This is a genomic window from Dinoroseobacter sp. PD6 (genome assembly GCF_028807315.1).
GTDB lineage: Bacteria > Pseudomonadota > Alphaproteobacteria > Rhodobacterales > Rhodobacteraceae > Dinoroseobacter > Dinoroseobacter shibae.
Map to the genome: position 1 here is coordinate 302,785 of NZ_JARAMN010000001.1, position 25,472 is coordinate 328,256.

Sequence of the window (25,472 nt, forward strand, 5' to 3'; positions counted from 1 at the left end):
CCTACTTGCGGCCCGTCACCGCGTCGATATCGGGCGCATCCACCGCTTTCATGCCCACAACGTGGTAGCCCGCATCCACGTGATGCACTTCGCCCGTGACCGCACTCGACAGGTCCGACAGCAGGTAGAGCGCGGATTTGCCGACCTCTTCCTGCGTCACCGTGCGCCGCAAGGGGGAGTTCAACTCGTTCCACTTCATGATGTAGCGGAAATCCCCGATGCCCGACGCGGCCAGGGTCTTGATCGTGCCCGCACTGATCGCGTTGACGCGGATGTTCTGCTTGCCCAGATCCTCGGCCAAGTACTGCACCGAAGTCTCCAGCGCCGATTTGGCGATACCCATCACGTTGTAATGGGGCATGACCTTTTCGGCGCCGTAATAGGTCAGGGTCAGGCAGGCGCCACCATCGGTCATCAGCTTCTCTGCGCGCTGGCACACGGCGGTGAAGGAATAGACCGAGATATCCATGGTCATGCGGAAATTCTCGGCGCTGGTGTCGACATAGCGCCCGCGCAGCTCCGACTTGTCGGAAAACCCGATGGCATGGACGACGAAATCCATCTTGCCCCAGGCCTCCGACAGCCCGTCGAATACCGCGTCCAGCGAGGCAGTGTCGGTCACGTCGCAATCGTAAAGCTGGGTGACGCCCAGCCGCTCCGCCAACGGCACGGCGCGCTTGCGGAATGCCTCGCCCTGGTAGGTCAACGCCAGCTCCGCGCCCTGTTCCGCAAGCGCTTGCGCAATGCCCCAGGCAATGGACTTGTCATTCGCCAATCCCATGATCAGCCCGCGTTTTCCGTGCATCAATCCCGTTGACATCTCTTTACCTTGTCCACTACCTGCAGTTCGGCACCGTGTAGGCCAAAGGGTTAATGCCTTCAAGAGAACAGGTGCCACAGTCCATCCATCGGAGGCAGTTCGCCATGGCAGAGAGATCCGGCAAATTCGCGGGCGACAACCCGTTCGACATCACCCGCGCGTGGTTGGCAGAGGCCGAGGCCTCCGAGCCGAACGATCCCAACGCGATGGCGCTGTCGACCGTGGACGCGGATGGGCTGCCCAATGTGCGCATGGTCCTGCTCAAGGAGATCGAAGACGACGCCTTCGTGTTCTACACCAATTACGGCTCCGCCAAGGCAGCCGAACTGGACCAGGCCGGCAAGGCCGCGGTCGTGTTTCACTGGAAATCCCTGCGCCGGCAGATCCGTGTGCGCGGCCATGTCAGCCGCGAGGACGGACCGAAGGCGGATGCCTATTACAAGTCGCGCTCCCTCCAGAGCCGGATCGGCGCCTGGGCGTCGGAGCAATCCCGCCCCCTCGAAAGCCGCGCGGCACTGATGGCGCGTGTGGCGAAACTCGGTCTCGAAAAGGGGCTCAATCCGGACCGCCCTCCCTTTTGGGGTGGGTATCGCCTGCGTCCGGTGGAAATGGAATTCTGGGCGGATGGTGATTTTCGCCTGCACGATCGCTATCGGTGGACTCGTGCCGACGGGGAAAGCGATTGGAAAATCAGCCGCTTGAACCCTTGACGGTTAACAAACCATTAAGATAAACCCGGCGACCTATCAACTTTTTGTTGCGCCCATCCAAAACACATGTGACCATTAAGACCTTGGTTACAAGACCTGTCACTCACTCATGATTACCCCGGATTACCGCCCGTGCAAAAGCCGATAACCAGTAGTCCCCTTGTCTATGGGACAGTCAAATGGTTCGATCCCAAGAAGGGGTTCGGCTTTGTCGTGGGCGAGGCCGATGGCCCCGATATCCTGCTGCATGCCAACGTATTGCGGAATTTCGGGCAGAGTTCGGTGGCCGATGGATCGCAGATCCAGATCCGCGTGCAGGAAACGCCGCGCGGCATCCAGGCGGTCGAAGTGGTCGCCATCACGCCCCCGGAAATGGATCTCGACGACGAAGGCCCGCTTGGTGCGCCGCAGAATTTCGACGACGTCCCCATGGTCCCCGGGCGCGTGAAATGGTTCGACAAGGTGAAGGGCTTCGGCTTTCTCAACGTGTTCGGCGCGGATGAGGATATCTTCGTACACATGGACGTGCTGCGGCGCTGCGGCTTTTCCGATTTGCAGGCCGGAGAGGCCGTGGCGGTCCGCATCGGCGAGAGCGAGCGGGGGCGCCTCGCCCTCGAGGTTCTGAGTTGGGACGCCGCGCAGAAAGTCGAATGATCCGACGCATGGTTCTGCGCGCGCTGGTTCTGCCGCTGGTGCTGTGCCTGGCGGTTCTACCGCTTCACGCGGCTTGCGCCCCGGACCGGGTGGAACTGGAGGGCCCCTGGGGGCGCGCTGCCTTCGACATCGAACTGGCCGACACCGACGAGACCCGGGGCCGGGGGCTGATGTTCCGCGAAAGCCTGCCGCAACAGGCGGGCATGCTCTTCGTCTACGACCGTCCGCAGCCGGTGTCGTTCTGGATGCGCAACACGCTGATCCCGCTGGACATGATCTTCGCCGACCGCACCGGCATCGTCCGCAAGGTCCATCGCAACGCGGTTCCGCTCGACGAGACACCGATCTTCGGCGGCGACGAGGTGTTCGCCGTGCTGGAAATCAACGGCGGCATGACCCTGAGTCTGGGCATCTCCGAAGGTACGCTGATGCGGCACCCGGCCTTCGACCAGACCACCGCCGCGTGGCCTTGCGCCGATTGACTGCGGTTTGCGTCTTTGCAAACGCTGCGAACCTGTCTAAGGAAGCCCTCGTCGGGGCGTAGCGCAGCCTGGTAGCGCGACGGTTTTGGGTACCGTAGGTCGCAAGTTCGAATCTTGCCGTCCCGACCAACAGATCCTGCAAAGCCCCATGCGCCGCGATGACGTGCGCAACCGGTCAGCCGAGGCGCGCGGCGATCACTGCGGCATGCGCACGACGCTGCGATATAAGCCCGCGCCCGGCTCCGTAGAACACCCGCGACCGCCGTACTGCCGCCCGCCCGATGTGCGATCACCTAGCGCTTGCGCCGCGCCGCCAGCGACAGCGCCACTACCGCGCCCAGCAGGAAGGGCAGCGCCGGTGCGATCGGAATCGCGGTGACCGGCGGCAACTCCGGCGTGCCGGGGGGCACCGGGTTCGGCCCCGGATCGTCCCCGAACGTGACGACCGGCGGAGGCGCTGGCGGAGGCGCTGCGCTGATCCAGGTGCCGTCACCGCCATCGTCACCACCGTCCTGCAGCAGCAGGATCGCCAACAGAACCGCAAGCGCGACCACGATCAGGGGGTCGACCGCGGGCAAGACGGGGCCGGGCAAGCCGCCGTAATCCCCCGGCACAGGTGTCGAACTGGCCGCGCGCGCGTTCCACTTGCCGCCGTGATAGGCATCCTGGCTCACGCCGAGGAATGCGCCCTGATCATCATACCCGACGACGGCCGCGGGCGCAGGAGGGGTCATCGCGACAAGAGCCGCGACCGCCAGGGGGCGGACTGAGATTGGTGCCAAAACATGGCCTCACTGGTTACGTTACGAACGCCAGGCACCACACACAGGGCCTGGGATTGGGTCGGAATAGACTCGAATTAAGTTCAATTTAAGGCAATCCGCCGCGCCAATGTCACAAATGTGCCCCAGGCGCCGCCGGGCTCCTTTTCGCGCAGGCCCCGCCGCACGGGCGTGGCAGCGTCGGCCCCGGGAGCCCGTGGCGCCACCAGGTGCGAATCGTCCTGCCGCGCCGGTCAGGCCTCGCATGGCACAGATCTGGGCCGCCAAACCGCCCCGATTCCTTAACCTGTATGAAGAATGCGTTAATTTTCCGGATGTGTTCTCCAAGGGGCCCAACACCCCTCCGGCGCAAGCCCCCAAGCGAATCTGGGTTAATCCACCGTCAATAGTATTTTGACCCATTCGCGTCACAAAATGTAGTTGACCCTAAGCCCCGCTCTACGCCAGATTGTGTGGGCGGAGGAGACGAACACCACATATGGTGGTATCCTCAAGACAGACACAAGGTTCAGCACTTGACCCCGATGGCCGCGGCATCTCGGGGGCCGGACCCGGCTGGCTTGGTCTCCTCCGCACGAGATCACATCGGCACGGGCGGACCAACCGCATGGCCGGGAAACGAAAATGGCCAACATGGGGCAGACATGAAAATCGAACGCCATTTCACCAAAGATGGAACTGACGCTTACGCCGGGATCGAGTTCTCGATCACCGCGTCCGAAATTCGCAACCCCGATGGCACCGTGGTGTTCCGGCTCGACGAGGTCGAAGTGCCCAGCTCCTGGAGCCAGGTCGCCTCGGACGTGATCGCGCAGAAATACTTCCGCAAGGCCGGCGTTCCCGCCGCCCTGAAGCCCGTCCGCGAAAAGGGCGTGCCGGAATTCCTGTGGCGCTCGGTGGCAGACGAGGCCGCGCTCGCGAAGCTGCCCGCAGAGAAACGCTATGGCGGCGAAACCTCCGCCCGCCAGGTGTTCCGCCGTCTGGCAGGCGCCTGGGCCTATTGGGGCTGGAAGGGGGGCTATTTCTCCACCGAGGCCGATGCCCGCGCCTATTTCGACGAGATGCAGCTGATGCTGGCCCGCCAGATGGCCGCGCCGAACAGTCCGCAATGGTTCAACACCGGCCTGCACTGGGCCTACGGCATCGACGGTCCTGCGCAGGGCCATTATTACGTGGATCACAAGTCGGGCAAGCTGACCAAGTCCACCTCTTCCTATGAACACCCGCAGCCCCATGCCTGCTTCATCCAGTCCGTCGCCGACGACCTGGTGAATGACGGCGGCATCATGGACCTGTGGGTCCGCGAGGCGCGGCTTTTCAAATACGGCTCCGGCACCGGCACGAATTTCTCCTCCCTTCGTGCCGAAGGAGAGGCTCTGTCAGGCGGGGGTAAGTCCTCCGGCCTGATGGGGTTCCTCAAGATCGGAGACCGGGCCGCAGGGGCCATCAAGTCCGGTGGCACCACACGCCGGGCCGCGAAGATGGTGATCTGCGACGCCGATCACCCCGATATCGAGGAATTCGTGAACTGGAAGGTGAAGGAGGAGCAGAAGGTCGCCTCCCTCGTCGCCGGCTCGAAAATGCACGAGGCCAAGCTGAACGAGATTTTCGCCGCGATCGGCGAATGGGACGGGCTGGGCGAGGATGCGGTGGACCCCACCAAGAACGCCGCGCTGAAATCCGCGATCCGGGCCGCCAAGAAGGTGCAGATCCCCGAGACCTACATCAAGCGGGTGCTGGATTACGCCAAGCAGGGCTACGCCTCCATCGAGTTCCCGACCTATGACACCGACTGGGATTCCGAGGCGTATAACTCGGTCTCCGGGCAGAACTCCAACAACTCCGTGCGGGTCACCGACGCCTTCCTCAAGGCCGTCAAGGACGACGCGGATTGGGAGCTGATCCGCCGCACCGACGGCAAAGTCGCGAAAACCATCAAGGCGCGCGAGCTGTGGGAAACCATCGGCCACGCGGCCTGGGCCTGCGCCGATCCGGGCATCCAGTTCCACGACACGGTCAACGACTGGCACACCTGCCCCGAAGATGGCGCGATCCGCGGCTCCAACCCGTGCTCGGAATACATGTTCCTCGACGACACGGCGTGCAACCTGGCATCCATGAACCTGCTGACCTTCTACAAGGACGGCAAGTTCAACGCCGAGGGCTACATGCACGCGGCCCGTCTCTGGACGCTGACCCTGGAAATCTCGGTGCTGATGGCGCAGTTCCCGTCCAAGGAAATCGCGCAGCGCTCCTACGACTTCCGCACCCTCGGTCTCGGCTATGCCAATATCGGCGGGCTGCTGATGAACATGGGCTATGGCTATGACAGCGACGAGGGGCGGGCGCTCTGTGGGGCGCTGACCGCGATCATGACCGGGGTGAGCTATGCCACCTCCGCCGAGATCGCTGCAGAGGTCGGGCCGTTCCCGGGTTATGCCAAGAACGCCGATCACATGCTCCGCGTGATCCGCAACCACCGCAACGCGGCCTATGGCAAGACCGACGGCTACGAAGCGCTCGCGACGAAACCGGTAGCGCTCGATCACGCCAACTGCCCGGACCAGACGCTGGTCAAGCTGGCCATGTCCTCCTGGGACGAGGCGCTGAAGCTGGGCGAGCAGCACGGCTATCGCAATGCGCAAGCCACGGTGATCGCGCCCACGGGTACCATCGGTCTGGTGATGGATTGCGACACGACCGGGATCGAGCCGGACTTCGCCCTGGTGAAGTTCAAGAAGCTCGCGGGCGGCGGCTACTTCAAGATCATCAACCGCTCGGTCCCCGCGGCGCTGGACACGCTGGGCTACAGCTCGGCCCAGATCGAAGAGATCATCGCCTATGCGGTGGGCCACGGCACGCTCGGCAACGCGCCCGGCGTGAACCACACGGCGCTGATCGGCCACGGCTTCGGGCCTGAGCAGATCGAGAAGATCGAGGCGGCGCTGCCGTCGGCCTTCGACATCCGGTTCGTGTTCAACCAGTGGACCCTGGGCGAGGCGTTCTGCACCGAGGTGCTGGGCATTCCCGCGGCGAAACTGAACGATCCGACCTTCGACATGCTGCGGCATCTGGGTTTCGCGAAGAAAGACATCGATCTGGCCAATGATCATGTCTGCGGGACCATGACGCTGGAGGGCGCGCCCTTCCTGAAAGCCGAACACTACTCGGTCTTCGACTGCGCCAACCCCTGCGGCAAGCGCGGCAAACGGTTCCTGTCGGTGGACAGCCACATTCACATGATGGCCGCGGCGCAGAGCTTCATCTCGGGCGCGATCTCGAAGACGATCAACATGCCCAACGATGCCACGATCGAGGATTGCCAGAAGGCCTATGAGCTGAGCTGGTCGCTGGGCACCAAGGCCAACGCGCTCTACCGCGACGGCTCCAAACTCAGCCAGCCGCTCGCCGCGGCCCTGGTGGAGGATGACGAGGAGGCCGCGGAGGTTCTGGAAACCGGCTCCACCATGGAGAAGGCCCAGGTCATCGCCGAGAAGATCGTCGAGAAGGTGGTCATCAAGGAGGTCATCAAGGCCCACCGCGAAAAGCTGCCCGAGCGGCGCAAGGGTTATACCCAGAAGGCCATCGTGGGCGGGCACAAGGTGTATCTGCGCACGGGAGAGTATGCCGACGGCAACCTCGGCGAGATCTTCATCGACATGCACAAGGAAGGCGCGGGCTTCCGGGCGATGATGAACAACTTCGCCATCGCGGTCTCGGTCGGCCTGCAATACGGCGTGCCGCTGGAGGAGTTCGTGGATGCCTTCACTTTCACCAAGTTCGAGCCCGCGGGCATGGTGCAGGGCAATGACAGCATCAAAAACGCCACCTCGATCCTGGACTACATCTTCCGCGAGTTGGCGGTGAGCTATCTCGACCGCACGGATCTGGCCCATGTGGCGCCCCAGGGCGCGACCTTCGACGATATCGGCCGGGGCGAGGAAGAGGGGGTCTCCAACGTCAAGGAGATGTCCGATAGTGCGGCCAGCAAGTCGCTGGAAGTGCTCAAGCAGATCAGCTCGACCGGCTACCTGCGCAAGCGGATGCCCCAGGAGTTGGTAGTGCTGCAGGGCGGGGGCAAGCCGGTGACGGCGGAGATCCCGGTCGTCGGCACGATCGGCGGCGGCGAGGTGGCGACGATGACCGCGCTTCGCAGCGAAACGACCGTGGCCACGACGACGTCGATCGACCCGCGCGCCAAGGCCAAGATGCAGGGCTACGAGGGCGAGGCCTGCGGCGAGTGCGGCAACTACACGCTGGTGCGCAACGGCACCTGCATGAAGTGCAACACCTGCGGCGGAACGAGCGGCTGTAGCTGAGTGAGGGCAGAATGATGTCGTTAAAAATTGCAAAGTTTCCACCAAACCGTCGTTCACAGCCCTATCGTGACGAGACGAAACAGAACGACCTTTTCGTTGAAGCGGAAGTAAATCGTGACGGTGTCGGAATGGGAGTGCTTAGTGATGGCACACCTTACCTAAATCAGAGAGCTATAGGTGACCTTTGTGGGCTGCGAAACAAGTATATCGGGTTGATCTCCGCTGACTGGGATTCGGATAAACCCACGAAAGAAGTAGTTCGCGTCAAAGAGCTGTTGTTTGAAGCAACGGGCAATATCCCTAGTGAGCCTCACATTGAGGTTTGGCAGGGGCGCAAACGGCATCTCGCATATCCAGATACAGTTTGTCTTGCGATCCTTGAGTATTTTGCTTTCGAAGCCGAACGAGCTGGTGCTGACCTAGCACTTCGAAACTATAGAAAGCTTGCTGGTCATGGGCTGAAACGGCTCATTTACGCTCAAACCGGTTACGTGCAACGCGAAGTAGAAGATGTCTGGAAGATCTTCCGCGATAGGGTAAGCCTGACGTTCGATTCGGTTCCAGCGGGATACTTTGGTGTCTTTCAGGAGCTTGCTCCAATGATCGTGTCTCTTGGCGAAGCGGGGCTTCATATAGATGAAGCATTTGTACCAGACATCAGCGTGGGCAGAGCTTGGTCGACGCATTGGGAAAAGTGCGGGCTTTCTGCAAAGTATGGCAACCGCGCGACTTACCCGCATAATTTTCCATCCTATTTTCCCCAAGCGGCAAGTAATCCTCAACTAGCCCGTTGCTATCCCGAAGACGCTCTCGGTGAGTTCAGGCGTTGGTTTCGCCAAGACTACATCGGCGATGGAAAATTTAGGAATTACATCTCGCAGAAGGCTGCTCAGAAAAAACTGCCGAATAACTACGTGGAGCGCGCGGTTATTGCTCTGACTAAAGGTGACTGACGCAGTATCGGCGGTAGTTTGACAGCAAAGAAATTTCGAATCCGGGGCGGGTGCGCTCGCCCTAGACGCAGATCAGGCCGCAGGCAGAAAACTCGGGCGGTATAATCACGAGCCTGATCAGCGAAACTCCACAGGCGGCCTTCGGGCCGCCTTTTTCTTTGGGCACCGGCCGGTTGGGAGCGAAAGTTAACGCCTCGCGCGAAGAGGCGATTTTTGCGCCGACAAATTTTTTCGGAAGTTTGCGGGGGATCAAGGGCTTCCAGAGATTTGTTTCGCGAGCGAAACATTCTGTTTCTTGAATATAAGGCGAAAGGTTAACGGGACTGCCCGGCGGGTTCGGGCAGCAGGGTCTGCGCGCTGGTGCCCGCGCCGAGCGCGCAGCGTTTGCGCAGCCGGGCGCGGGCCCGGGCGAGGCGCGACAGGACCGTCCCGGGCGGGATGCCCGCGCGTCGGGCGACCTCTTCGGGGGTGCGGCCCTCGATCACCACCTCCATGAGGACCCGGCGCTGGTCCTCTGGCAGGGCGGCGATGGCCTCCATCACCTCCGCAAAGGCGACCCGGCGCTCGCCGGTGTCGGCGGTCGCACTGGCCCAGTCGGTTTCCTCCAGCGGCTCGCTTGCCGGCTGGCGGCCCCGGCGGCGGAGCCCGTTGCGCAGGGTGGCGCGGGCATAGGCGGGCAGGGCGGTGATCTCGGCCCCGGCGCGTTGCCGGGTCCAGACTTGCAGCAGGGCTTCCTGCACCAGGTCTTCGGCCTCGGCGCGGGAGCCTGTCAGCGCGCGGGCGGCGCGGGTGAGGCCGGGGATCAGGGCCACGAGGGCGGCCTCCCGGGCGTCGGTTGGCGGGGGCATGCGTGTCATGGCGCGACCCTGCGCCCGCTCCGGCCCCCGGACAATAAGAGGAAAGCTGCCGAGCAGGTTTGCGCCGGGGGATATCGGCGGCGGTTTGCGCGCGGCGGGTGCCGGAATGGGCGGGTCCGCGCCCGTTCGGGCCGGGGCGCGGCGGGGCGGGATGGAAAGGGGCGCAATTGGCTCTTGGTGAGGGAAGGCGGCGGAAGTCGCCCCTTCGCATGTCAACTCAAGGAGACCAAAGAAATGAAAACCACGATCCTGAGCAGTGTCGCGGCAATGGCCCTGGTGGCGTCGGCCACGGCGATGAGCGCCAACACCGAGATGGATGCGGATGGCGACGGGGTGTACTCCTTTGCCGAACTGCTGGTGGGCAATCCGACCCTGACGGAGGAAGCCTATACCACCATGGATGCGAATGCCGACGGGGCGGTGGACCCTGATGAGCTGGCCGCGGCGCAGGAAGCCGGGCTTTATCCGGCCGGCGGCTGACCGCGACTGCCACGCATAGCGGGACGGTGACCGGGGTCTGGGCGTGCTCAGGTCTCGGCGCCGAGTGCCACGAGCCGCGCCCTCAGGGGCGCGGCTTTTTGCGATCCGGTTTCCAGGGCGTGAACATAGGCGTGGGTCAGAAACAGCCGCGCCTCGGCGGGGCGCAGGGCGGCGGCTTGCTCGTAGAGGTCGATCAGCGCGCGCGCGTCGTTCTGGGCGAGGGTTGCGCGCAAGGCTGCGGCAAGGTCGGGCTCACTCGGCCGCACGGGACGTCTCGGACAGCGCGGCGGCGGCCCAGGCGCGGAAGCACCGGGTCGGCCCGTCCATGACCGGGGAGAAGGTGCCGCCATCGAACCCGCGCGCAGCGCGGCCGCTCTGCATCCCCTCGACCACGAAGACGTCCTCTTCGAACACGGTTTTCCACTGGGCGGCATTGGCGGCGCGGGCGGCCGGGTCGGTGTCGGGCGCGGCATAGTAGAGGTGCACATGCTCCCGGGTGCGGGTCGGACCATCGGGGTGGAGCAGGATGGCGAAGGCGTGATCCCGGTGCGCGCCGAGCAGAACGTTGGGATAGAGCGCCACGTATTCCGCCCCGGTGTCCCACATGGCAGGCAGGCCGGCAAAATCCGGGAAGGCCGGGGTGCCGTCGGGGCGGCGGGGCCGTTGGTAGACCTCGGTCCCCTGGCCGGAGAAGGCGCCGGGGGCCTCGATGTTGTAGTGGTCTTCGAGCCGCGAGATCTCGTTCAGGCCGGGGTGAACCCAGGGCAGATGATAGCTTTCGCAGTAGTTTTCCACCGCGAGTTTCCAGTTGCATCGCACGGTCAGGGTGAAGCGGCTCTCTGCTCCGCCATGGTGCAGGGGCTGGTCCAGGGCGGCCCAGCGGGCGATGAGGTCGGCATTGGCCTCGGCGAAGGGCGGGGCGGTGCCCGACAGGTTCACAAAGACCACATCGCGCCAGACATGGGAGGGCACCTCGATCAGCCCGAGGGTGGCGCGGTCGATCTGGGCATGTGTGTTGCGGCCCGGCCCGCCCACATGGGGGGTGGTGACGAGGCGTCCATCGGTGGCGTAGCACCACGAATGATAGGGGCAGCGGATCGCGCCCTCGATCCGGCGGGGGGCGTCGACAAGGATCATGCCCCGGTGGCGGCAGACATTGTAGAACACGCGCACCTGGCCTGCGCGGTCGCGCAGCAGCAAGAGCGGCTCGCCGCAGAAGGTCAGGGGCAAGGCATCGCCGGGGGCGGGCACGTCCGAAGCCACTGCGAGCCCGGCCCACTGCGCGGCGAGCAGCGCGTGCTGCTCGGCCCTGTGCATGTCCGGGTCTGTGTAATGAGCGTTGGGCAGGCCGCGCGCCGGGGCGGCGGGAGGCTCTGGCATGGTCTCTGCGGCGGTGTCCGGCATGGGCCCCTCCCTGTGTCTGGCCGCAAGCCTAGGCGGGGGGAGGGGGCGGTATCGCGTGGGTTTTCGACGCGACTGGCCTCAGAGCGACATCCGGCGAGCGATGCCTACTCCGGCAGGGCCGCGCCGCGCGAGAGGGCCGCGACCCCGGTGCGGGCGATCTCCGTCAGGCCAAGCGGGCGCATCAGCTCACCGAAGGCGTCGATCTTGGCGGGGGTGCCGGTGATCTCGAACACGAAGCTCTGCAGGGTGCTGTCGACCACGTTGGCGCGAAAGATCTCGGCCAGGCGCAGGGCCTCGATCCGCTTGTCGCCGGTGCCCGCGACCTTGAAGAGGGCCAATTCGCGCTCGACGCTGGCGCCCTCGACGGTCAGGTCGTGGACCTCGTGGACGGGGACCATGCGCGCCAGCTGCGCCTTGATCTGCTCGATCACCTGGGGCGTGCCGGTGGTCACGATGGTGATGCGGGAGCGGTGACCTTCGTGGTCGATCTCGGCCACGGTCAGGCTCTCGATATTGTAGCCGCGCCCGGAGAAGAGCCCGATCACGCGGGCGAGCACGCCGGCCTCGTTGTCCACGACCACGGCCAGGGTGTGGGTTTCCTGGTGGTCCCCGAAATTGGAGCGCAGGTCATAGGCGGAGTGTTTCGAGGAGCCTTGTTCGATCTTCAGGGGCGACATATCGTGTTCCTTATTCATGTCCGAACAGGCGTTCGAACAATTCCTGTGTTGTTTCAATCCACTCGAAGCGACCCTTGGTGAGAACCCGGGTCGCGCTTCGCTCTTTTTTGGTGCCGGTCGCATCGCCCTTGGTGTGTTTCCCGACCCGCACGCCGAGATCGGGTAAGGGGGCGCCTGGCTTTCCACCGAACCAGCCGTATCGCGCTATTTCCAAGGCGTCGTCCGCGACACTCATCCAGACAACGCATCCTGAAGGCTGTTCGGCGAGACGCAAGCTTACCTTCTGTTCTGCTGTGCTTCCCCCGTCCACGGATGCCTTGAGTTGGACGTGGCGAAGTACGCCGTTTGCCTTCAGGATCAGGTCATAGCCAAAAGCATCTGTATGGCTCCGCGCGACCTCGACGAACTGCTCCATCTTCCAGGCATGCGAGCAAAGCCTGCCGAGGAAGATATACTCCAGATACTCTTCGCGTTCTGCGGAGCGGAGATAATGTGCGTCGCGTGGCACGGACACTGGTCTTTCGGTTTTATGGGCGGGTTCAGCTGTTGGGGGCGAGGTCAGCAGGCCAGCCGCGCCTGGTAGCGGTCGATATTGGGAAACTTGAAGAGCTCGGAAATTGCGCAGTCGGTCTGGCTTTGCATGGCGCTGCGGGCGCCGCGGAGGATTGCCTCGCGGTCGCGGGTGCCGGTCGCGAGGCTGGTGGCCGTGGCCACCTCGCCGTCGATCAGCACCAGGAAGTCGGTGCCGTCCACCGTCACTTGCTGGGTGCGGGGGTCGGTGGCGATGTTCGCCGGGGCCGAAGTTGTGGCGGTGTCGCAGGCGGCGACCCCGAAAAGGGCCGCCACCGCCAGCGCCGGGCCGGTCCGCATCAGACCAGCACCGCGCCCTTGGCGCCGATCGCGCCCTGCGTGTCCGCCTCGCCCAGCAGCATCTCGTTATGCGGCGCGCCCGAGGGGATCATCGGGAAGCAGTTCTCGTGTTTCTCCACGAGACAGTCGAAGATGACCGGGCCGTCATACTCCAGCATCGCCATGATCGCGTCGTCGAGATCCTTGGGGTCCTTGCACAGGATGCCCTTGGCCCCGAAGGCCTCGGCCAGCTTGACGAAATCGGGCAGCGCATCGGACCACGAATGGCTGTAGCGCTCGCCGTGCAGCAACTCCTGCCACTGGCGGACCATGCCGAGGCGTTCGTTGTTCAGGATGAACTGCTTGACCGGCAGCATGTACTGGATCGCGGTGCCCATTTCCTGCATGTTCATCAGCCAGGATGCCTCGCCCGCCACGTTGATCACGAGCGCGTCCGGATGCGCGACCTGCACCCCGATGGAGGCCGGGAAGCCATAGCCCATGGTCCCGAGCCCACCGGAGGTCATCCACCGGTTCGGCTCGTCGAAGCCGAGATACTGCGCGGCCCACATCTGGTGCTGGCCCACCTCGGTCGCGATGAAGCGCTTGGGGTGGTCCTTGGTCAGGGCCTCCAGCCGCTGCATGGCGTATTGCGGCTTGATCGTGGTCTCGGAGTTCTTGAAGTCCAGGCAGCGCACGGTGCGCCATTCCTCGATCTGGGTCCACCAGGCCTTCACCGCGGCCTTGTTGGTCTTGCGGCCGCGGGCCTTCCAGATGCGCAGGGCGTCTTCGAGCACATGGGCGATGTCGCCGATGATGGGCACGTCGGTGCGGATCACCTTGTTGATCGAAGATGGATCAATGTCGATGTGGATCTTCTTGGATTCGGGAGAGAAATCGGCCACGCGCCCGGTGATCCGGTCGTCGAAGCGCGCCCCGATATTGATCATCACGTCGCAGCCATGCATGGCCAGGTTGGCCTCGTAGAGCCCGTGCATGCCCAGCATGCCGATCCAGTTCTCGCCCGAGGCCGGGTAGGCCCCGAGACCCATCAGGGTCGAGGTGATCGGAAAGCCGGTTTCGGCCACGAATTCGCGCAGCAGTTGGCTCGCCGCCGGGCCGGAATTGATCACGCCGCCGCCGGTGTAGAAAATCGGCCGCTCGGCGGTTTCCATCAGCTCGACCATGGCGGTGATCGCGGCCACGTCGCCCTTGACGCGGGGCTGGTAGTGGCGCGTGTCGGCCTTGGCGGGCGGGACATATGTGCCCGAGGCGAACTGCACGTCCTTGGGGATGTCCACCAGCACCGGGCCCGGGCGGCCCGAAGTCGCGACATGGAAGGCCTGGTGGATGGTGTCGGCGAGCAGATCGGTTTCCTTCACCAGCCAGTTATGCTTGGTGCAGGGGCGGGTGATGCCGACGGTATCGGCCTCCTGGAAGGCATCGTTGCCGATCATGAAGGTGGGCACCTGGCCCGTGAGCACGACCATGGGGATACTGTCCATCAGCGCGTCGGTGATGCCGGTGACGGCGTTGGTGGCCCCGGGGCCCGACGTGACGAGCACGACGCCCGGCTTGCCGGTCGAGCGGGCATAGCCCTCGGCGGCGTGGGTCGCGGCCTGTTCGTGGCGCACGAGGATGTGCTTGATCTCGTTTTGCTGGAAAATCTCGTCATAGATCGGAAGAACCGCCCCGCCCGGATAGCCGAATACCGTGTCCACACCCTGATCCTTCAGGGCCTGAACCACCATCTGTGCGCCGGTCATCTGCGTGCTCATCGTGTCATCCTTTGCTTCACGCGGGCCGTTGTGTCGGCCATGGGTCTCTGTCTCGGGTCGTTGCGGTTGGGCATAAAAAAACCCCCGGTCGTTTTCGGGGGCGCACGGGGGATCGGAAGGGTGTCCGTTACCGGCCCATGCGCCTGTTTCCTACGAGTACGACAATACGGGGCATTTATGCTGTTCCTCTCGGTTCGTGCGCGGGACATTAGGGGGGGGATCGGGGGGCGTCAACCGACAAAGGGCCAAGAAAGTGACCTGAGCGGGGCGCTGTGCGGCGTTTTGTTGCGTGCGGGGCGGCTCCGGCGAAAGATTTTCCGCCGGGAGCGCAGTTTCTGGCGTCAGGCGCGTCGGCGTGCGCGCGCGAGCCCGAGACCGCCCAGCCCCAGAAGCAACAGCGGCAGCGCTGCGGGCAGGGGGATCGGCGCGGGCGTGTCGAGGCCGAAGCGGACCTCGGTAATGAAGCGGGCCAGTGTTGGAGCGGCCGGCGCGCTGTAGTCGAGAACCACCCGGTCGAAGGCCGTCATCGTGCCGAATCCGATGAACTGGTCCGACAGGTCATTTCCGTTCGAGGTCACGGTCACGCTGCCGAGCAGGGTTGCGCCGGAATAGGCTTCGAGCACGACGTCGAAAATCGCTGAGGCTCCAACACTGCCCACCTGATCGTTGCCGAAGGTCATGCCGACCTCGAAGGCGTTTAGTCCTATGAACTCCAAGGGAGCAGCGCCCGGATCGCTTCTGACGCCCTCTTCCGAGGAACCGATGCCAAAGTTTGTCGCCACTGCGGTATTTGCAGAGAAATCCGGGGAAGTGTCGATGTCGAACCCGGTGGCGCCAATGGTCGTGAGCGAGGCGAAGTCACTGTAATCGGAATAGGGGGTGACGGCGGCGAAGGCCGGGGCCGCGAGGCCGAGGGTCAGCGCCGTGGCGCAAATACGAAACGACATGGTAGGCAACTCCAAAATTAATATGAGTTAACAGTGCCACTTTTCGCGCGCTTCTGGCAAGCGCGGTCCTGAAGGGGGCGAAAATGACGGATTTTCGGGTTCAATAGCCCGCAATTGTCGCCAAATGCAGAAGAATGTCGTGAAATCGGCCGGACCTGCTTGCGGCCCGCGATATGGGCGTGCATCCTGTCGGGCAAAATCGCCCCGGTTGTCATGGAGTCCTCACCGCCGTGAGCCCGGAGCGGCCCCCGCGGGTGCGACGGGCCGGGCATTGAAAACCGTCCGTGCGCCGCCCACCTTAGAAAGCCTGACCAGGAGACGCCCATGGTTGCCGACCGGGACCCGGGCCGTCTGCCCAACACAAGGACCGAGCATGTCTGAGACACTCAACCAGTATTACCCTGTGCTGCCGCTGCGCGATATCGTGGTCTTCCCCCACATGATCGTCCCGCTCTTCGTGGGGCGCGAGAAATCCGTGCGCGCGCTCGAAGAGGTGATGAAGGACGACAAGCAGATCCTGCTGTCGAGCCAGATCGACCCGGCGGTGGACGATCCCGCGCCGGAAGGGATTTTTGCCTATGGCGTTGTGGCGAATGTGCTGCAACTGCTCAAGCTGCCCGACGGGACCGTGAAGGTTCTCGTGGAAGGGCGCCAGCGCGTGGCGATCACGGAATACACCGACAACGAGGACTTCTTCGAAGCCCATGCCGAGCTTCTGGAGGAAGAGGCGGGCGACCCGGACACGCTGCGCGCGCTGGTGGGGTCGGTGAGCGCCGAGTTCGAGCGCTATGCCAAGATCAAGAAGAACGTCCCCGAAGAGGCGCTGGCGGCGGTCGCCGAAAGCACCGAGCCCGCCAAGCTGGCCGACATGGTGTCCGGCCATCTCGGGATCGAGGTCGGTCGCAAGCAGGAGCTTCTGGAAACCCTGAGCGTCGCCGAGCGGCTGGAGAAGGTTTATGGCCTGATGCAGGGCGAGATGAGCGTTCTGCAGGTCGAGAAGAAGATCAAGTCCCGCGTGAAGTCCCAGATGGAGCGCACCCAGCGCGAATACTACCTGAATGAGCAGATGAAGGCCATTCAGAAGGAGCTGGGCGATGGCGAGGACGGCGCCAACGAGGTGGCCGAACTGGAAGCGCGGATCGCCGAGACCAAGCTGAGCAAGGAGGCCCGCGAAAAGGCCGATGGCGAGATCAAGAAGCTCAAGAACATGAGCCCGATGAGCGCCGAGGCGACCGTGGTGCGCAATTACCTCGACTGGATGCTGTCGATCCCGTGGGGCACGAAATCCCGCGTGAAGAAGGACCTGGGCCGGGCGCAGAAGATCCTCGATACCGATCATTACGGGCTGGAGAAGGTCAAGGAGCGGATCGTTGAGTACCTGGCGGTGCAGCAACGCTCGAAAAAGCTCAAGGGGCCGATCCTGTGCCTCGTGGGCCCGCCGGGCGTCGGCAAGACCAGCCTCGGCAAGTCGGTGGCCAAGGCGACGGGGCGCGAGTTCATCCGGATCTCTCTGGGTGGGGTGCGCGACGAGTCGGAGATCCGCGGTCACCGGCGGACCTATATCGGGTCGATGCCGGGCAAGATCATCCAGGCGCTGAAGAAGGCCAAGACCACCAATCCGCTCATCCTGCTCGATGAAATCGACAAGATGGGGCAGGATTTCCGGGGCGATCCCGCGTCCGCGATGCTGGAGGTTCTCGACCCCGAGCAGAACGGGACCTTCGTGGATCACTACCTGGAGGTGGAATATGACCTCTCGAACGTGATGTTCCTGACCACGGCGAACTCCTACAACATGCCCGGACCCCTTCTGGACCGGATGGAGATCATTCCGCTGGCGGGCTATACCGAGGACGAGAAGGCCGAGATCGCCAAGCAGCACCTGATTTCCAAGCAGGTGAAGAACCACGGCCTGAAGAGGGACGAGTTCTCGCTGACGGACGAGGCGTTGCAGGAGATCATTCGCCGGTACACCCGCGAGGCGGGGGTGCGGAACTTGGAGCGTGAGATCGCCAAGCTGGCCCGGAAGGCCGTGACCAAGATCGTCAGGAAAGAGGCGGACAAGGTCGAGGTGACCGTCGACAGCCTGGAGGACATGCTGGGCGTCAAGCGGTTCAAATACGGGCTGGCCGAGGAAGAGGACCAGATCGGGGTCGTGACCGGCCTTGCCTGGACCTCTGTGGGGGGCGATCTGCTGAGCATCGAGGCGCTGCGCCTGCCGGGCAAGGGTCGGATGAAGACCACCGGCAAGCTGGGCGACGTGATGAAGGAATCGATCGACGCCGCGGCGTCCTTCGTGCGCTCCATCAGTCCGCAGATCGGGGTGAAGCCGCCGCGTTTCGACAAGTGGGACATCCACGTCCACGTGCCCGAGGGGGCGACCCCTAAGGACGGGCCGAGCGCGGGCATCGCCATGGTGACCTCGATCGTGTCGGTTCTGACGCAGATCCCGGTGAAGCGCGACATCGCCATGACCGGCGAGGTGACGCTGCGCGGCAACGTGTTGCCCATCGGCGGTCTGAAGGAGAAGCTGCTTGCCGCCCTGCGCGGGGGGATCACCACCGTGCTGATCCCGGCGGAGAACGAGAAGGATCTGCCGGAGATCCCGGACAATGTGAAAGAGGGGTTGACCATCATCCCCGTCAGCCACGTGTCCGAGGTGCTCAAGGTGGCGCTGGTCTCGGAGCCGGAGCCCATCGAATGGGACGAGGAGGCCGAGGAGGCCGCCGCCGCCCAGAAGGCGATGGCCGAGAAGGAGGGGCAGGGCGCGGTGGCGCACTGAGCCTTGCGCGGTCTTTGAACAGAAAACGCCCCCCGGGAAACCGGGGGGCGTTTTGTCGTGCGGTGCGCTTGGGTGCGTCAGTACCCCTGGCGCAGCTCGATCACGGTGCCATCGGCGCGCTGGATCCGACGGGCATAGACCTCGTTCGAGAACAGGTCGTCGTCGACCCAGCCCCAGACGGTGACAGTCTCGCCCTCGGCGGCGGGCACGAAATTCGGCCCCACATAGACCGGGACGCGTCCGGTGGCGTCGGCGAGGATGAATTCATCCTCGTCGGTGATGCGGGCAACGTCGCCGGTCATCATGACCATGGTGCCACGCTTCAGCTCTGCGATGGGGGTGAGGGTCTCGGACAGGGCGAGGGTCGGTGCGGCGACGAGGGCCAGCGCCGTCGCGGCGGCGAAAAGAAACTGTTTCATGTGTGAGCGCAACTCCTGTGGCAGGGGGCCGATGAAGATATGGGGGCCGCGGGGGCGGATCCAAACGGCTTGGCGGCGGTTTGCGGGGGTTGCGGGGGCGAACCGGCGGATCGGGGGCGGATTTCTTCTTGAACCCGGCGCACGGCTTGGCTATCTGCACTCGCACGGGTGATTAGCTCAGTGGTAGAGCGCTTCGTTCACATCGAAGATGTCAGGAGTTCGAATCTCTTATCACCCACCATTCCCCCCTTGGTGTGAGCCGGATGGCATGGCGCGCGAGAGCCGCGACGGCGTCCGCTTGACCGCGTTTGCGGCGCGGCGCAGGGTGCAGCCATGACGTTCGAGACCCGCATGACCCGCCTGCCGCTTCCCTTCGATCCAGAGCGGGGGGCGGCGGCGGTTGCGGCCCATTGTCCCGAAGCCACGGGGGCCTTGCGCGATGCGTTGGTGGGGATGGCGGGGTCGAGCCCCTATCTCGAAGGGTTGCTGGCCAAGGAGGCCGCCTGGTTTGCCGCCGCGCTGGAGGATCCAGAGGCGGCGTTTGCGCAGATCCTCGCCGAGGTGCCGGAGATTGCGCCGGACCAGATCAAGCCGGGGTTGCGGGTGGCCAAGCGGCGTGTCGCGCTGCTGGCGGGGTTTGCCGATCTTGCCGGGGTCTGGCCGCTGGAGGCGGTGACGGAGAACCTGACGCTGTTTGCCGATGCGACCATGGGTGCGGCCCTGCGCGCGGCCCTCGCGCCCGAGTTGCGCCGGGGCAAGGTGCCGGGCCAGGGCGAGGCCGACCTGCCGGAGGCGGCGGGGATGGTGATGCTCGCCATGGGGAAGATGGGGGCGTTCGAGCTCAACTATTCCAGCGATATCGACCTGATCTGCCTGTTCGACCAGGACCGGTTCGCGCCGGACGCGTTCGGCGAGGCGCGGGCGGCCTTCGTGCGGGCGACGCGCAAGGCGGTGGGGATCATGTCGGACCCGACGGGCGATGGCTATGTCTTTCGCACGGATCTGCGATTGCGGCCGGACCCGTCGGTCACGCCGGTCTGCATCGCCATGGAGGCTGCCGAGCGGTACTACGAATCCCTCGGCCGCACCTGGGAGCGCGCGGCGCATATCAAGGCGCGTCCGGCGGTGGGCGACCTGGAGGCGGGGGCGGGGTATCTGGCCCGGCTGACCCCGTTCATCTGGCGCAAGCACCTGGATTTCGCCGCCATCGAGGATGCCCATGACATGCGGCTGCGCATCCGGGCGCACAAGGGGCTGCATGGGCCGGTGTCCCTGCCGGGGCATGACATGAAGCTGGGCAAGGGCGGCATCCGGGATATCGAGTTTTTTACCCAGACCCGGCAGATCATCTCGGGCGGGCGGGACCCGGACCTGCGGGTGCGCGGCACGGTGGCGGGGTTGACGGTTCTGGCTGAGAAGGGCTGGGTGAGGCCCGAGGATGCCGCGGTGCTGAGCGATCATTACCGGGCCCACCGGGAGGTGGAGCACCGGGTGCAGATGATCGCCGATGCCCAGACCCATGCCCTGCCGAAGGACGATGACGGGTTCCGGCGTCTGGCATGCCTGATGGGGGAGGCCGACGTGGCCGGCTGGCGGCGACAGCTCAAGGACCGGCTGGCGGAGGTCGCGGCCCTGACCGAGCCGTTCTTTGCGCCCGAGCGGAGCGCGTCCAGCCCGCCGCCCGAGGCCGTGCCCGAGGGGGCCGCGGAGGTGATGGAGCGTTGGCGCAGCTACCCGGCGCTGCGCTCGACCCGGGCTCTGGAGATTTTCGGCCGGTTGCGCCCCGAGATCCTGTCCCGGCTCGGGCGGGCCGCGCGGCCCGATGAGGCGTTGCTGAACTTCGACAGCTTCATCAAGGGTTTGCCTGCGGGAGTTCAACTGTTCTCCCTGTTCGAGGCGAACCCGTCCCTGATCGACCTGATCGTGGATATCTGTGCCACGGCGCCCTTGCTGTCGCGCTACCTTGCGGCCAATTCCGGGGTCTTGGACGCGGTGATCGGGGGGCCGTTCTTTGCGGACTGGCCCGGTGAGGCGGCCCTCGCGGCGGAACTGGAGGCGCGGCTGGCGCCGCTGGACGATTACGAGCATCAACTCGATGCCGCGCGGCGCTGGCAAAAGGAATGGCATTTCCGCGTCGGTGTGCATCACCTGCGCGGCTTGGTCGATGCGCAGGTGGCGGCGGAGCAATACACCGACCTGGCCGAAACGGTGGTCTCGGTGCTGTGGCCCCGTGTCGCCGCGGAGTTGTCGCGCCGTCACGGGCCCCCGCCGGGACGCGGTGCGGTGTTCGTGGGGATGGGCTCGCTCGGGGCGCGGACGCTGACGGCGCAGTCGGACCTCGATGCGATCGTGGTCTATGACGGGGCGGGCGTGGAGGCGTCGGAGGGGCGGCGGCCGCTGGCGCCGGGGCCGTATTACGCCAAACTGACCAAGGCGATGATCACGGCGCTGACCGCGCCCATGGCCGAGGGGCGGCTTTACGAGATCGACATGCGGCTGCGGCCGTCGGGGCGGCAGGGGCCGGTTGCGACCTCCTGGTCGGCCTTCCAGAGCTACCAGGAGAGCGATGCCTGGACCTGGGAGCATCTGGCCCTGACGCGGGCGCGCGTGATCGGCGGCGCGGGGCCGGAGTCCGGGGCCCTCGCCGAGGATCTGGAGGCGTTCCGCTGCGCCTTGCTGCGCAGCAAGGGGCCCGGGCGGCAGGCGGAGGTCGCCCGCGATGTGGCCGACATGCGCGCGCGGCTGGAAGCCGCAAAGCCCGCCGAGCGCCCGTTCGAGGCCAAGCAGGGCCCGGGGCGGTTGCAGGATATCGAGCTTCTGGGTCAGGCGGCGGCCTTGTTGTCGGGGGCCGAGTGCGCCGATACCCGGTTGCAGCTGGCCGCCGGGGTCGCGGCGGGATGCCTGGGCCCGGAGGAGGCGGCGGTGCTGACCGGGCAGCTTGCCCTGTTGCGGCAGGTGCAGACCTCGGTCCGGTTGCTGACCGACGGGGCGCTGGACCCCGACGCGGTGGGCGCGGGGGGGCAGGCCTTCCTGCTGCGCCAGACCGGGCGGGCGGACATGGAGACCCTGCGCGCGGACATGGCCACGGGGGCGGACGCGGCCGCCGAGGTGATCGTGGCGGTGCTGGCGCGCTGGCAGGGGTGAGCCTGCGGGGTTGCGCCGCGGCGCGGGGCGTCTATGTGCAGGGGAACTGGTATCGCATGGTGGCCCAATGACCTCTCCCCCTGATCTTGATCGTCTCGATCCGCGCAACCTGATTCGCGAGGCGTACCGCATCGAGGGGATCACGATCTGGGATTGCCGGTCGGTGTTTCTCGACTGGGCTCTGGGGGCGGAGAAGCCGGCCGATCCGCGCGACGAGGTCGCGGTGTTGCTGGCCCATTACGGGGCGGAGGCGCCGGACCACCCGATGACGGCCGTTCTGCGCGCCGCGATGGACGCGCCGCCCGAGCCTGCCCGGCGCGGCGGGCGCGCGGCCCGGGTCGGGCCGGTGCAGTAACGCTCTTGTGGCGCAGCGCTTGCGCCCCATATCAAGCTGATGTTGAAACTCACACCTCTTCTCTTGGCGCTGGCCTGGGGGCTCGGGCTCTACTGGATCGGCGCGAAACGCACCGCGCGGGAGTTGGACAAGCGCTCCACCGAGTTGCGCGACCGCGAGTTGGGCCGGTTGACCGACCGGATGGCCAAGGCGCTGGATCTCGAGCAGATCAAGGTCAACATCTACGAAGTGGACCCGGTGAACGGGCTGGCGGCACCCGATGGGCGGATCTTCATCACCCGGGGGTTTTTCCGCAAGTACCAGACCGGGGAGGTGACGGCGGCCGAGATGGCCTCGGTCATCGCCCATGAGCTGGGCCATGTGGCGCTGGGGCATTCCAGGCGGCGGATGATCGATTTTTCCGGCCAGAACGCGATCCGCGTGGCGCTGGCCACGGTGCTGGGGCGGTTCATCCCGTTCGTCGGCGTGGCGATCGCGAACATGCTGGTGAGCCTTCTGGCGGCGCGGCTGTCGCGGGGCGACGAGTACGAGGCGGATGCCTATGCCTCGGCCCTGCTGGTGAAGGCCGGGATCGGGACGGAGCCGCAGAAGACCCTGTTTCGCAAGCTCGAGGGGTTGACCACCGGGGCCGGGCGGGCGCAGGCGCCGGCCTGGCTGATGAGCCATCCCAAGACCGAGGAGCGGATCAAGGCGATCGAGGCGCTGGAGAAGCGCTGGGTCGTGCCGGGCTGACGTCGATTTGTCGGGTTGAGGTGTCGCGCCGTGCTGCGTAGGTCGAGCCGAGAGGTGTTGCGCCGTGCTGCACATGTCGAGCCGAGAGGTTTTGCGCCGTGCTGCGCACGTCGCCGGGGGCCGGACTTGCGGTCCGGCGGCCTGCGGCGCGGATATTTGAAGACTTGAGGGAGGCAGGACGTGGTCGTCGGCGGGTCAGCCGGGAAAGAGCGCCTTGCCGAGCCGGGGCAGGCGGGCGCGTTTGAGCACGCTGCGCGGTGTTACGCCAAGGACATCGGCGGAGCGCTGAACCTGTGGCAAGAGCAGCGCATCGGTGCCCGGTGCGGCGCGCAGGTGGCACAGGAAGCTGTCGGGCTCGTACCGCAACAACCCGTGACGGGTCAGCGTGCGGGTCGGAAAATCCTTGAGGTTGGCGGTCAGCAGCGCGTCGGCCTTCCCGTGCACGGCGGCGGCGAGGACGTGGCGATCATCGGCGTCGGGCAGGCTGAGGGTGTCGGTGAGGGTGTTTGGGGCCGTGATCTCGGCGTCCGGGAAAGCGGTGCGCAGTATGGCGATCTCGCCCGCCACCAGGGCGGCCTCGTCGGGGCCGGAGCGCGCGGCGGCGTGGGACCACTCTGCGAGGATGCGCGGGGACCAGAGGGGCGTGAAGAGACCTGCGCGGGCGCAGCTCAGCAGCAACGCGCGCAGCAGGGTCGGGTAGAGCACGCAGGCATCAAGCAGCACCCGCTCGGTCATGGCAGCAGGCGGAGCATCAACGTCTTGAGATAGCCGGTCTCGCCCAGCTGCGGATGCAGCGGGTGGTCGGGACCTGCGGCGCCGGTATAGACGATCTGGCTTGCGCGGCCCGCGCGCCCGACGCCGCGCAGGCAGGCGGCGCGGAATTTCGCAAGCTCGGCCGCGTGGGAGCAGGAGCACAACATCAGCGCGCCGCCCGGTGCGACAAGCGGAGCCGCGAGGCGTGCGACACGCTCGTAGGCGCGCAGGCCCTGGCCCAGGGCGGATTTCGCGGGCGCAAAGGCGGGCGGGTCGCAGATCACCAGGTCGAATTGCGCGCCCTCGGTGGCGAGGGTTTCAAGTGCTGCGAAGGCGTCGGATTTGCGGGTGGCGAAGCGGTCGGCCACGCCGGTGGCGGCGGCGCCTTCCTCGGCCAGGGCCAGCGCCGGGGCGGAGCCGTCCACGGCCAGCGCGCTCTGGGCCCCTGCGGCCAGCGCCGCCAGGGCAAACCCGCCGACATGGGAGAAGACATCGAGCACCCGCGCGCCCTTTGCGAACCGGGCGGCGAAGGCGTGGTTGGGGCGCTGGTCGTAGAAGAGCCCGGTTTTCTGGCCGCCGGCGAGGTCGGCGATGTAGGTCGCCCCGGTCATGGGCACCGCGATCCGGGCGGGGGGGGCACCAGCCAGCGGGCCGCTGGCATCGTCGAGCCCTTCGAGCGCGCGGGCGCGGCCCGAGGCGGATTTCAGAACATGGGCAACGCCGGTGACCTCTTGCAGCGCCGCGGTGAGCGGGGCAAGCCGCGCCTCCAGCCAGGCAGCGTTGGGTTGCAGAACGCAGGTGTCGCCGAAGCGGTCGATGATCAGCCCGGGCAGCCCGTCGCCCTCGGCATGAACGAGGCGGTAAAACGGCGCATCATAGAGGGTTTCGCGCAGCGCCAGGGCGCGGGCGAGGCGGGTGGAAAACCAGGCCTGGTCGATCTCGGCCTGCGGGTCGGCGTCCAGCACCCGCGCGATGATCTTCGATGCGGGTGTTATCGCGGCGAGGGCGAGGGGCGCGCGCTCGGCATCTTCGAGCACGGCGAGGCTGCCGGGGGCGAGCGCCTTTGTGCGGCGATCGGTGACCAGGTCATCGGCATAGACCCAAGGCATCCCGTGGCGGATGGCACGGGCGTCGGCCTTGGGCTTGAGGCGAATTGTCGGGCGGGTGTCGGGCGCTGTCATGGCCCGTGCCTAGCGCGGTCGGGCGTCAGGGGGAAGCCCGTGTTTCGGGGATCGCATCGGCGCAGTCAGAACGAACGGACGCGCCGCGTGGGGAGGAGGTCACGCGGCGCGTCCGGAACCCGTCTCGGGACGGGATCAGGTGGAGGGGCTTTGACGCTTGCCGACGGTAAGGTGATCCGCGAGCCAGGCGCGAAGGCTACGGAAGGCTTGCGCGGTGAACTCGGCGCGCAGCTCGTGGGCGCGGCGTTCGACATCGGCGACATCGATCGGGGTGGACGGAGGGGTGAACGTGCTCATCTGGCGGTCCTTTGTGTCTCGGTTATCCTGTTGAGGCTGATCTATGCCGCGTTGCAGCAGAGCAGTAGATGCGGTCTGCGCATGGCCGCTATCGGAA

General features: G+C 65.6%; 24 protein-coding genes and 2 tRNA genes. 12 read left to right on the forward strand and 14 right to left on the reverse strand.

All coding sequences use genetic code 11. The annotated features are described in order from the left end of the window. Position 1: 1 nt before the first annotated feature. A complete protein-coding gene (fabI, locus tag PVW48_RS01310) occupies positions 2–820 on the reverse strand; it encodes an enoyl-ACP reductase FabI (protein WP_274579930.1) in 819 nt (272 codons plus the stop codon). Positions 821–873: 53 nt separating this feature from the next. On the opposite strand from fabI, the gene pdxH reads away from it, so the two are divergent. From pdxH to PVW48_RS01330, 4 genes are all read left to right on the forward strand, one after another. Beyond that, positions 874–1,530, forward strand: a complete 657-nt coding sequence (gene pdxH / locus PVW48_RS01315) for a pyridoxamine 5'-phosphate oxidase (RefSeq protein WP_274579931.1) — start codon at positions 874–876, stop codon at positions 1,528–1,530. 132 nt (positions 1,531–1,662) lie between these two features. Then, entirely contained in the window at positions 1,663–2,184 is a 522-nt protein-coding gene (locus PVW48_RS01320; protein WP_012178460.1) for a cold-shock protein, read from the forward strand. Next, positions 2,181–2,666, forward strand: a complete 486-nt coding sequence (locus tag PVW48_RS01325) for a DUF192 domain-containing protein (protein ID WP_274579932.1) — start codon at positions 2,181–2,183, stop codon at positions 2,664–2,666. Before PVW48_RS01320 ends, PVW48_RS01325 begins: the two co-directional genes overlap by 4 nt. A 52-nt stretch (positions 2,667–2,718) precedes the next feature. Further along, positions 2,719–2,795: transfer RNA gene (locus PVW48_RS01330), tRNA-Pro, on the forward strand. Positions 2,796–2,959: 164 nt separating this feature from the next. Here PVW48_RS01330 and PVW48_RS01335 read toward each other — a convergent pair. Further along, on the reverse strand, positions 2,960–3,400 hold the full coding sequence (locus tag PVW48_RS01335; RefSeq protein ID WP_274579933.1) for a hypothetical protein: 441 nt from the start codon (positions 3,398–3,400) through the stop codon (positions 2,960–2,962). Positions 3,401–4,092: 692 nt separating this feature from the next. Here PVW48_RS01335 and PVW48_RS01340 point away from each other — a divergent pair. Next, entirely contained in the window at positions 4,093–7,767 is a 3,675-nt protein-coding gene (locus PVW48_RS01340) for a vitamin B12-dependent ribonucleotide reductase (protein ID WP_274579934.1), read from the forward strand. Positions 7,768–7,778: 11 nt separating this feature from the next. Next, positions 7,779–8,720, forward strand: coding sequence for a hypothetical protein (locus tag PVW48_RS01345; RefSeq protein WP_274579935.1), 942 nt, complete (start codon positions 7,779–7,781; stop codon positions 8,718–8,720). A 314-nt stretch (positions 8,721–9,034) separates the two neighbouring features. On the opposite strand, the gene PVW48_RS01350 is transcribed toward PVW48_RS01345, so the two are convergent. Further along, positions 9,035–9,577: an RNA polymerase sigma factor gene (locus tag PVW48_RS01350; RefSeq protein WP_012178456.1), complete on the reverse strand. Its 543-nt coding sequence runs from the start codon at positions 9,575–9,577 to the stop codon at positions 9,035–9,037. Positions 9,578–9,811: 234 nt separating this feature from the next. Here PVW48_RS01350 and PVW48_RS01355 point away from each other — a divergent pair, with 234 nt between their 5' ends. Beyond that, the gene (locus PVW48_RS01355; RefSeq protein ID WP_012178455.1) at positions 9,812–10,057 is read left to right on the forward strand and encodes a hypothetical protein; all 246 of its coding nucleotides are present in this window, start codon (positions 9,812–9,814) and stop codon (positions 10,055–10,057) included. A gap of 47 nt (positions 10,058–10,104) precedes the next feature. On the opposite strand, the gene PVW48_RS01360 is transcribed toward PVW48_RS01355, so the two are convergent. The 7 genes from PVW48_RS01360 to PVW48_RS01390 all read right to left on the reverse strand — a co-directional run bounded on the left by PVW48_RS01360 (position 10,105) and on the right by PVW48_RS01390 (position 15,712). Further along, a complete protein-coding gene (locus tag PVW48_RS01360) occupies positions 10,105–10,290 on the reverse strand; it encodes a hypothetical protein (RefSeq protein ID WP_274579938.1) in 186 nt (61 codons plus the stop codon). Positions 10,291–10,309: 19 nt separating this feature from the next. Further along, the gene (locus PVW48_RS01365; RefSeq protein ID WP_274579939.1) at positions 10,310–11,461 is read right to left on the reverse strand and encodes an aromatic ring-hydroxylating oxygenase subunit alpha; all 1,152 of its coding nucleotides are present in this window, start codon (positions 11,459–11,461) and stop codon (positions 10,310–10,312) included. 104 nt (positions 11,462–11,565) lie between these two features. Beyond that, positions 11,566–12,138 carry an acetolactate synthase small subunit gene (gene ilvN / locus PVW48_RS01370; RefSeq protein WP_012178453.1) on the reverse strand — a complete coding sequence of 191 codons (573 nt, stop codon included), beginning with the start codon at positions 12,136–12,138 and terminating at the stop codon, positions 11,566–11,568. 10 nt (positions 12,139–12,148) lie between these two features. Further along, positions 12,149–12,646, reverse strand: coding sequence for a hypothetical protein (locus PVW48_RS01375; RefSeq protein WP_274579940.1), 498 nt, complete (start codon positions 12,644–12,646; stop codon positions 12,149–12,151). Positions 12,647–12,696: 50 nt separating this feature from the next. Beyond that, the gene (locus PVW48_RS01380; protein WP_274579941.1) at positions 12,697–13,008 is read right to left on the reverse strand and encodes a hypothetical protein; all 312 of its coding nucleotides are present in this window, start codon (positions 13,006–13,008) and stop codon (positions 12,697–12,699) included. Then, a complete protein-coding gene (locus PVW48_RS01385) occupies positions 13,008–14,765 on the reverse strand; it encodes an acetolactate synthase 3 large subunit (RefSeq protein WP_274579942.1) in 1,758 nt (585 codons plus the stop codon). Before PVW48_RS01385 ends, PVW48_RS01380 begins: the two co-directional genes overlap by 1 nt. A gap of 341 nt (positions 14,766–15,106) precedes the next feature. After that, complete coding sequence (locus PVW48_RS01390; RefSeq protein ID WP_012178450.1) at positions 15,107–15,712, reverse strand: VPLPA-CTERM sorting domain-containing protein; 606 nt, start codon at positions 15,710–15,712, stop codon at positions 15,107–15,109. A 373-nt stretch (positions 15,713–16,085) separates the two neighbouring features. Here PVW48_RS01390 and lon point away from each other — a divergent pair, with 373 nt between their 5' ends. Then, positions 16,086–18,494, forward strand: coding sequence for an endopeptidase La (gene lon / locus PVW48_RS01395; RefSeq protein WP_274579943.1), 2,409 nt, complete (start codon positions 16,086–16,088; stop codon positions 18,492–18,494). A gap of 77 nt (positions 18,495–18,571) precedes the next feature. Here lon and PVW48_RS01400 read toward each other — a convergent pair whose 3' ends face one another. Then, on the reverse strand, positions 18,572–18,913 hold the full coding sequence (locus tag PVW48_RS01400) for a hypothetical protein (protein ID WP_274579946.1): 342 nt from the start codon (positions 18,911–18,913) through the stop codon (positions 18,572–18,574). Between the two features lie 166 nt (positions 18,914–19,079). Here PVW48_RS01400 and PVW48_RS01405 point away from each other — a divergent pair. The 4 genes from PVW48_RS01405 to PVW48_RS01420 all read left to right on the forward strand — a co-directional run bounded on the left by PVW48_RS01405 (position 19,080) and on the right by PVW48_RS01420 (position 23,144). Then, a tRNA-Val gene (locus PVW48_RS01405) sits at positions 19,080–19,154 on the forward strand. A 92-nt stretch (positions 19,155–19,246) separates the two neighbouring features. Beyond that, on the forward strand, positions 19,247–22,057 hold the full coding sequence (locus PVW48_RS01410; protein ID WP_274579947.1) for a bifunctional [glutamine synthetase] adenylyltransferase/[glutamine synthetase]-adenylyl-L-tyrosine phosphorylase: 2,811 nt from the start codon (positions 19,247–19,249) through the stop codon (positions 22,055–22,057). A 67-nt stretch (positions 22,058–22,124) separates the two neighbouring features. After that, the gene (locus tag PVW48_RS01415) at positions 22,125–22,412 is read left to right on the forward strand and encodes a hypothetical protein (RefSeq protein ID WP_012178446.1); all 288 of its coding nucleotides are present in this window, start codon (positions 22,125–22,127) and stop codon (positions 22,410–22,412) included. A 39-nt stretch (positions 22,413–22,451) separates the two neighbouring features. Beyond that, positions 22,452–23,144, forward strand: coding sequence for a M48 family metallopeptidase (locus PVW48_RS01420; protein ID WP_012178445.1), 693 nt, complete (start codon positions 22,452–22,454; stop codon positions 23,142–23,144). 195 nt (positions 23,145–23,339) lie between these two features. Here PVW48_RS01420 and PVW48_RS01425 read toward each other — a convergent pair whose 3' ends face one another. From PVW48_RS01425 to PVW48_RS01435, 3 genes are all read right to left on the reverse strand, one after another. Then, positions 23,340–23,879 carry an RSP_2648 family PIN domain-containing protein gene (locus tag PVW48_RS01425; protein WP_274579948.1) on the reverse strand — a complete coding sequence of 180 codons (540 nt, stop codon included), beginning with the start codon at positions 23,877–23,879 and terminating at the stop codon, positions 23,340–23,342. Beyond that, complete coding sequence (locus PVW48_RS01430; RefSeq protein WP_274579949.1) at positions 23,876–25,078, reverse strand: RSP_2647 family RNA methyltransferase; 1,203 nt, start codon at positions 25,076–25,078, stop codon at positions 23,876–23,878. Before PVW48_RS01430 ends, PVW48_RS01425 begins: the two co-directional genes overlap by 4 nt. Positions 25,079–25,213: 135 nt before the next feature. Continuing rightward, on the reverse strand, positions 25,214–25,375 hold the full coding sequence (locus PVW48_RS01435) for an RSP_7527 family protein (RefSeq protein ID WP_157865298.1): 162 nt from the start codon (positions 25,373–25,375) through the stop codon (positions 25,214–25,216). Positions 25,376–25,472: the final 97 nt, after the last annotated feature.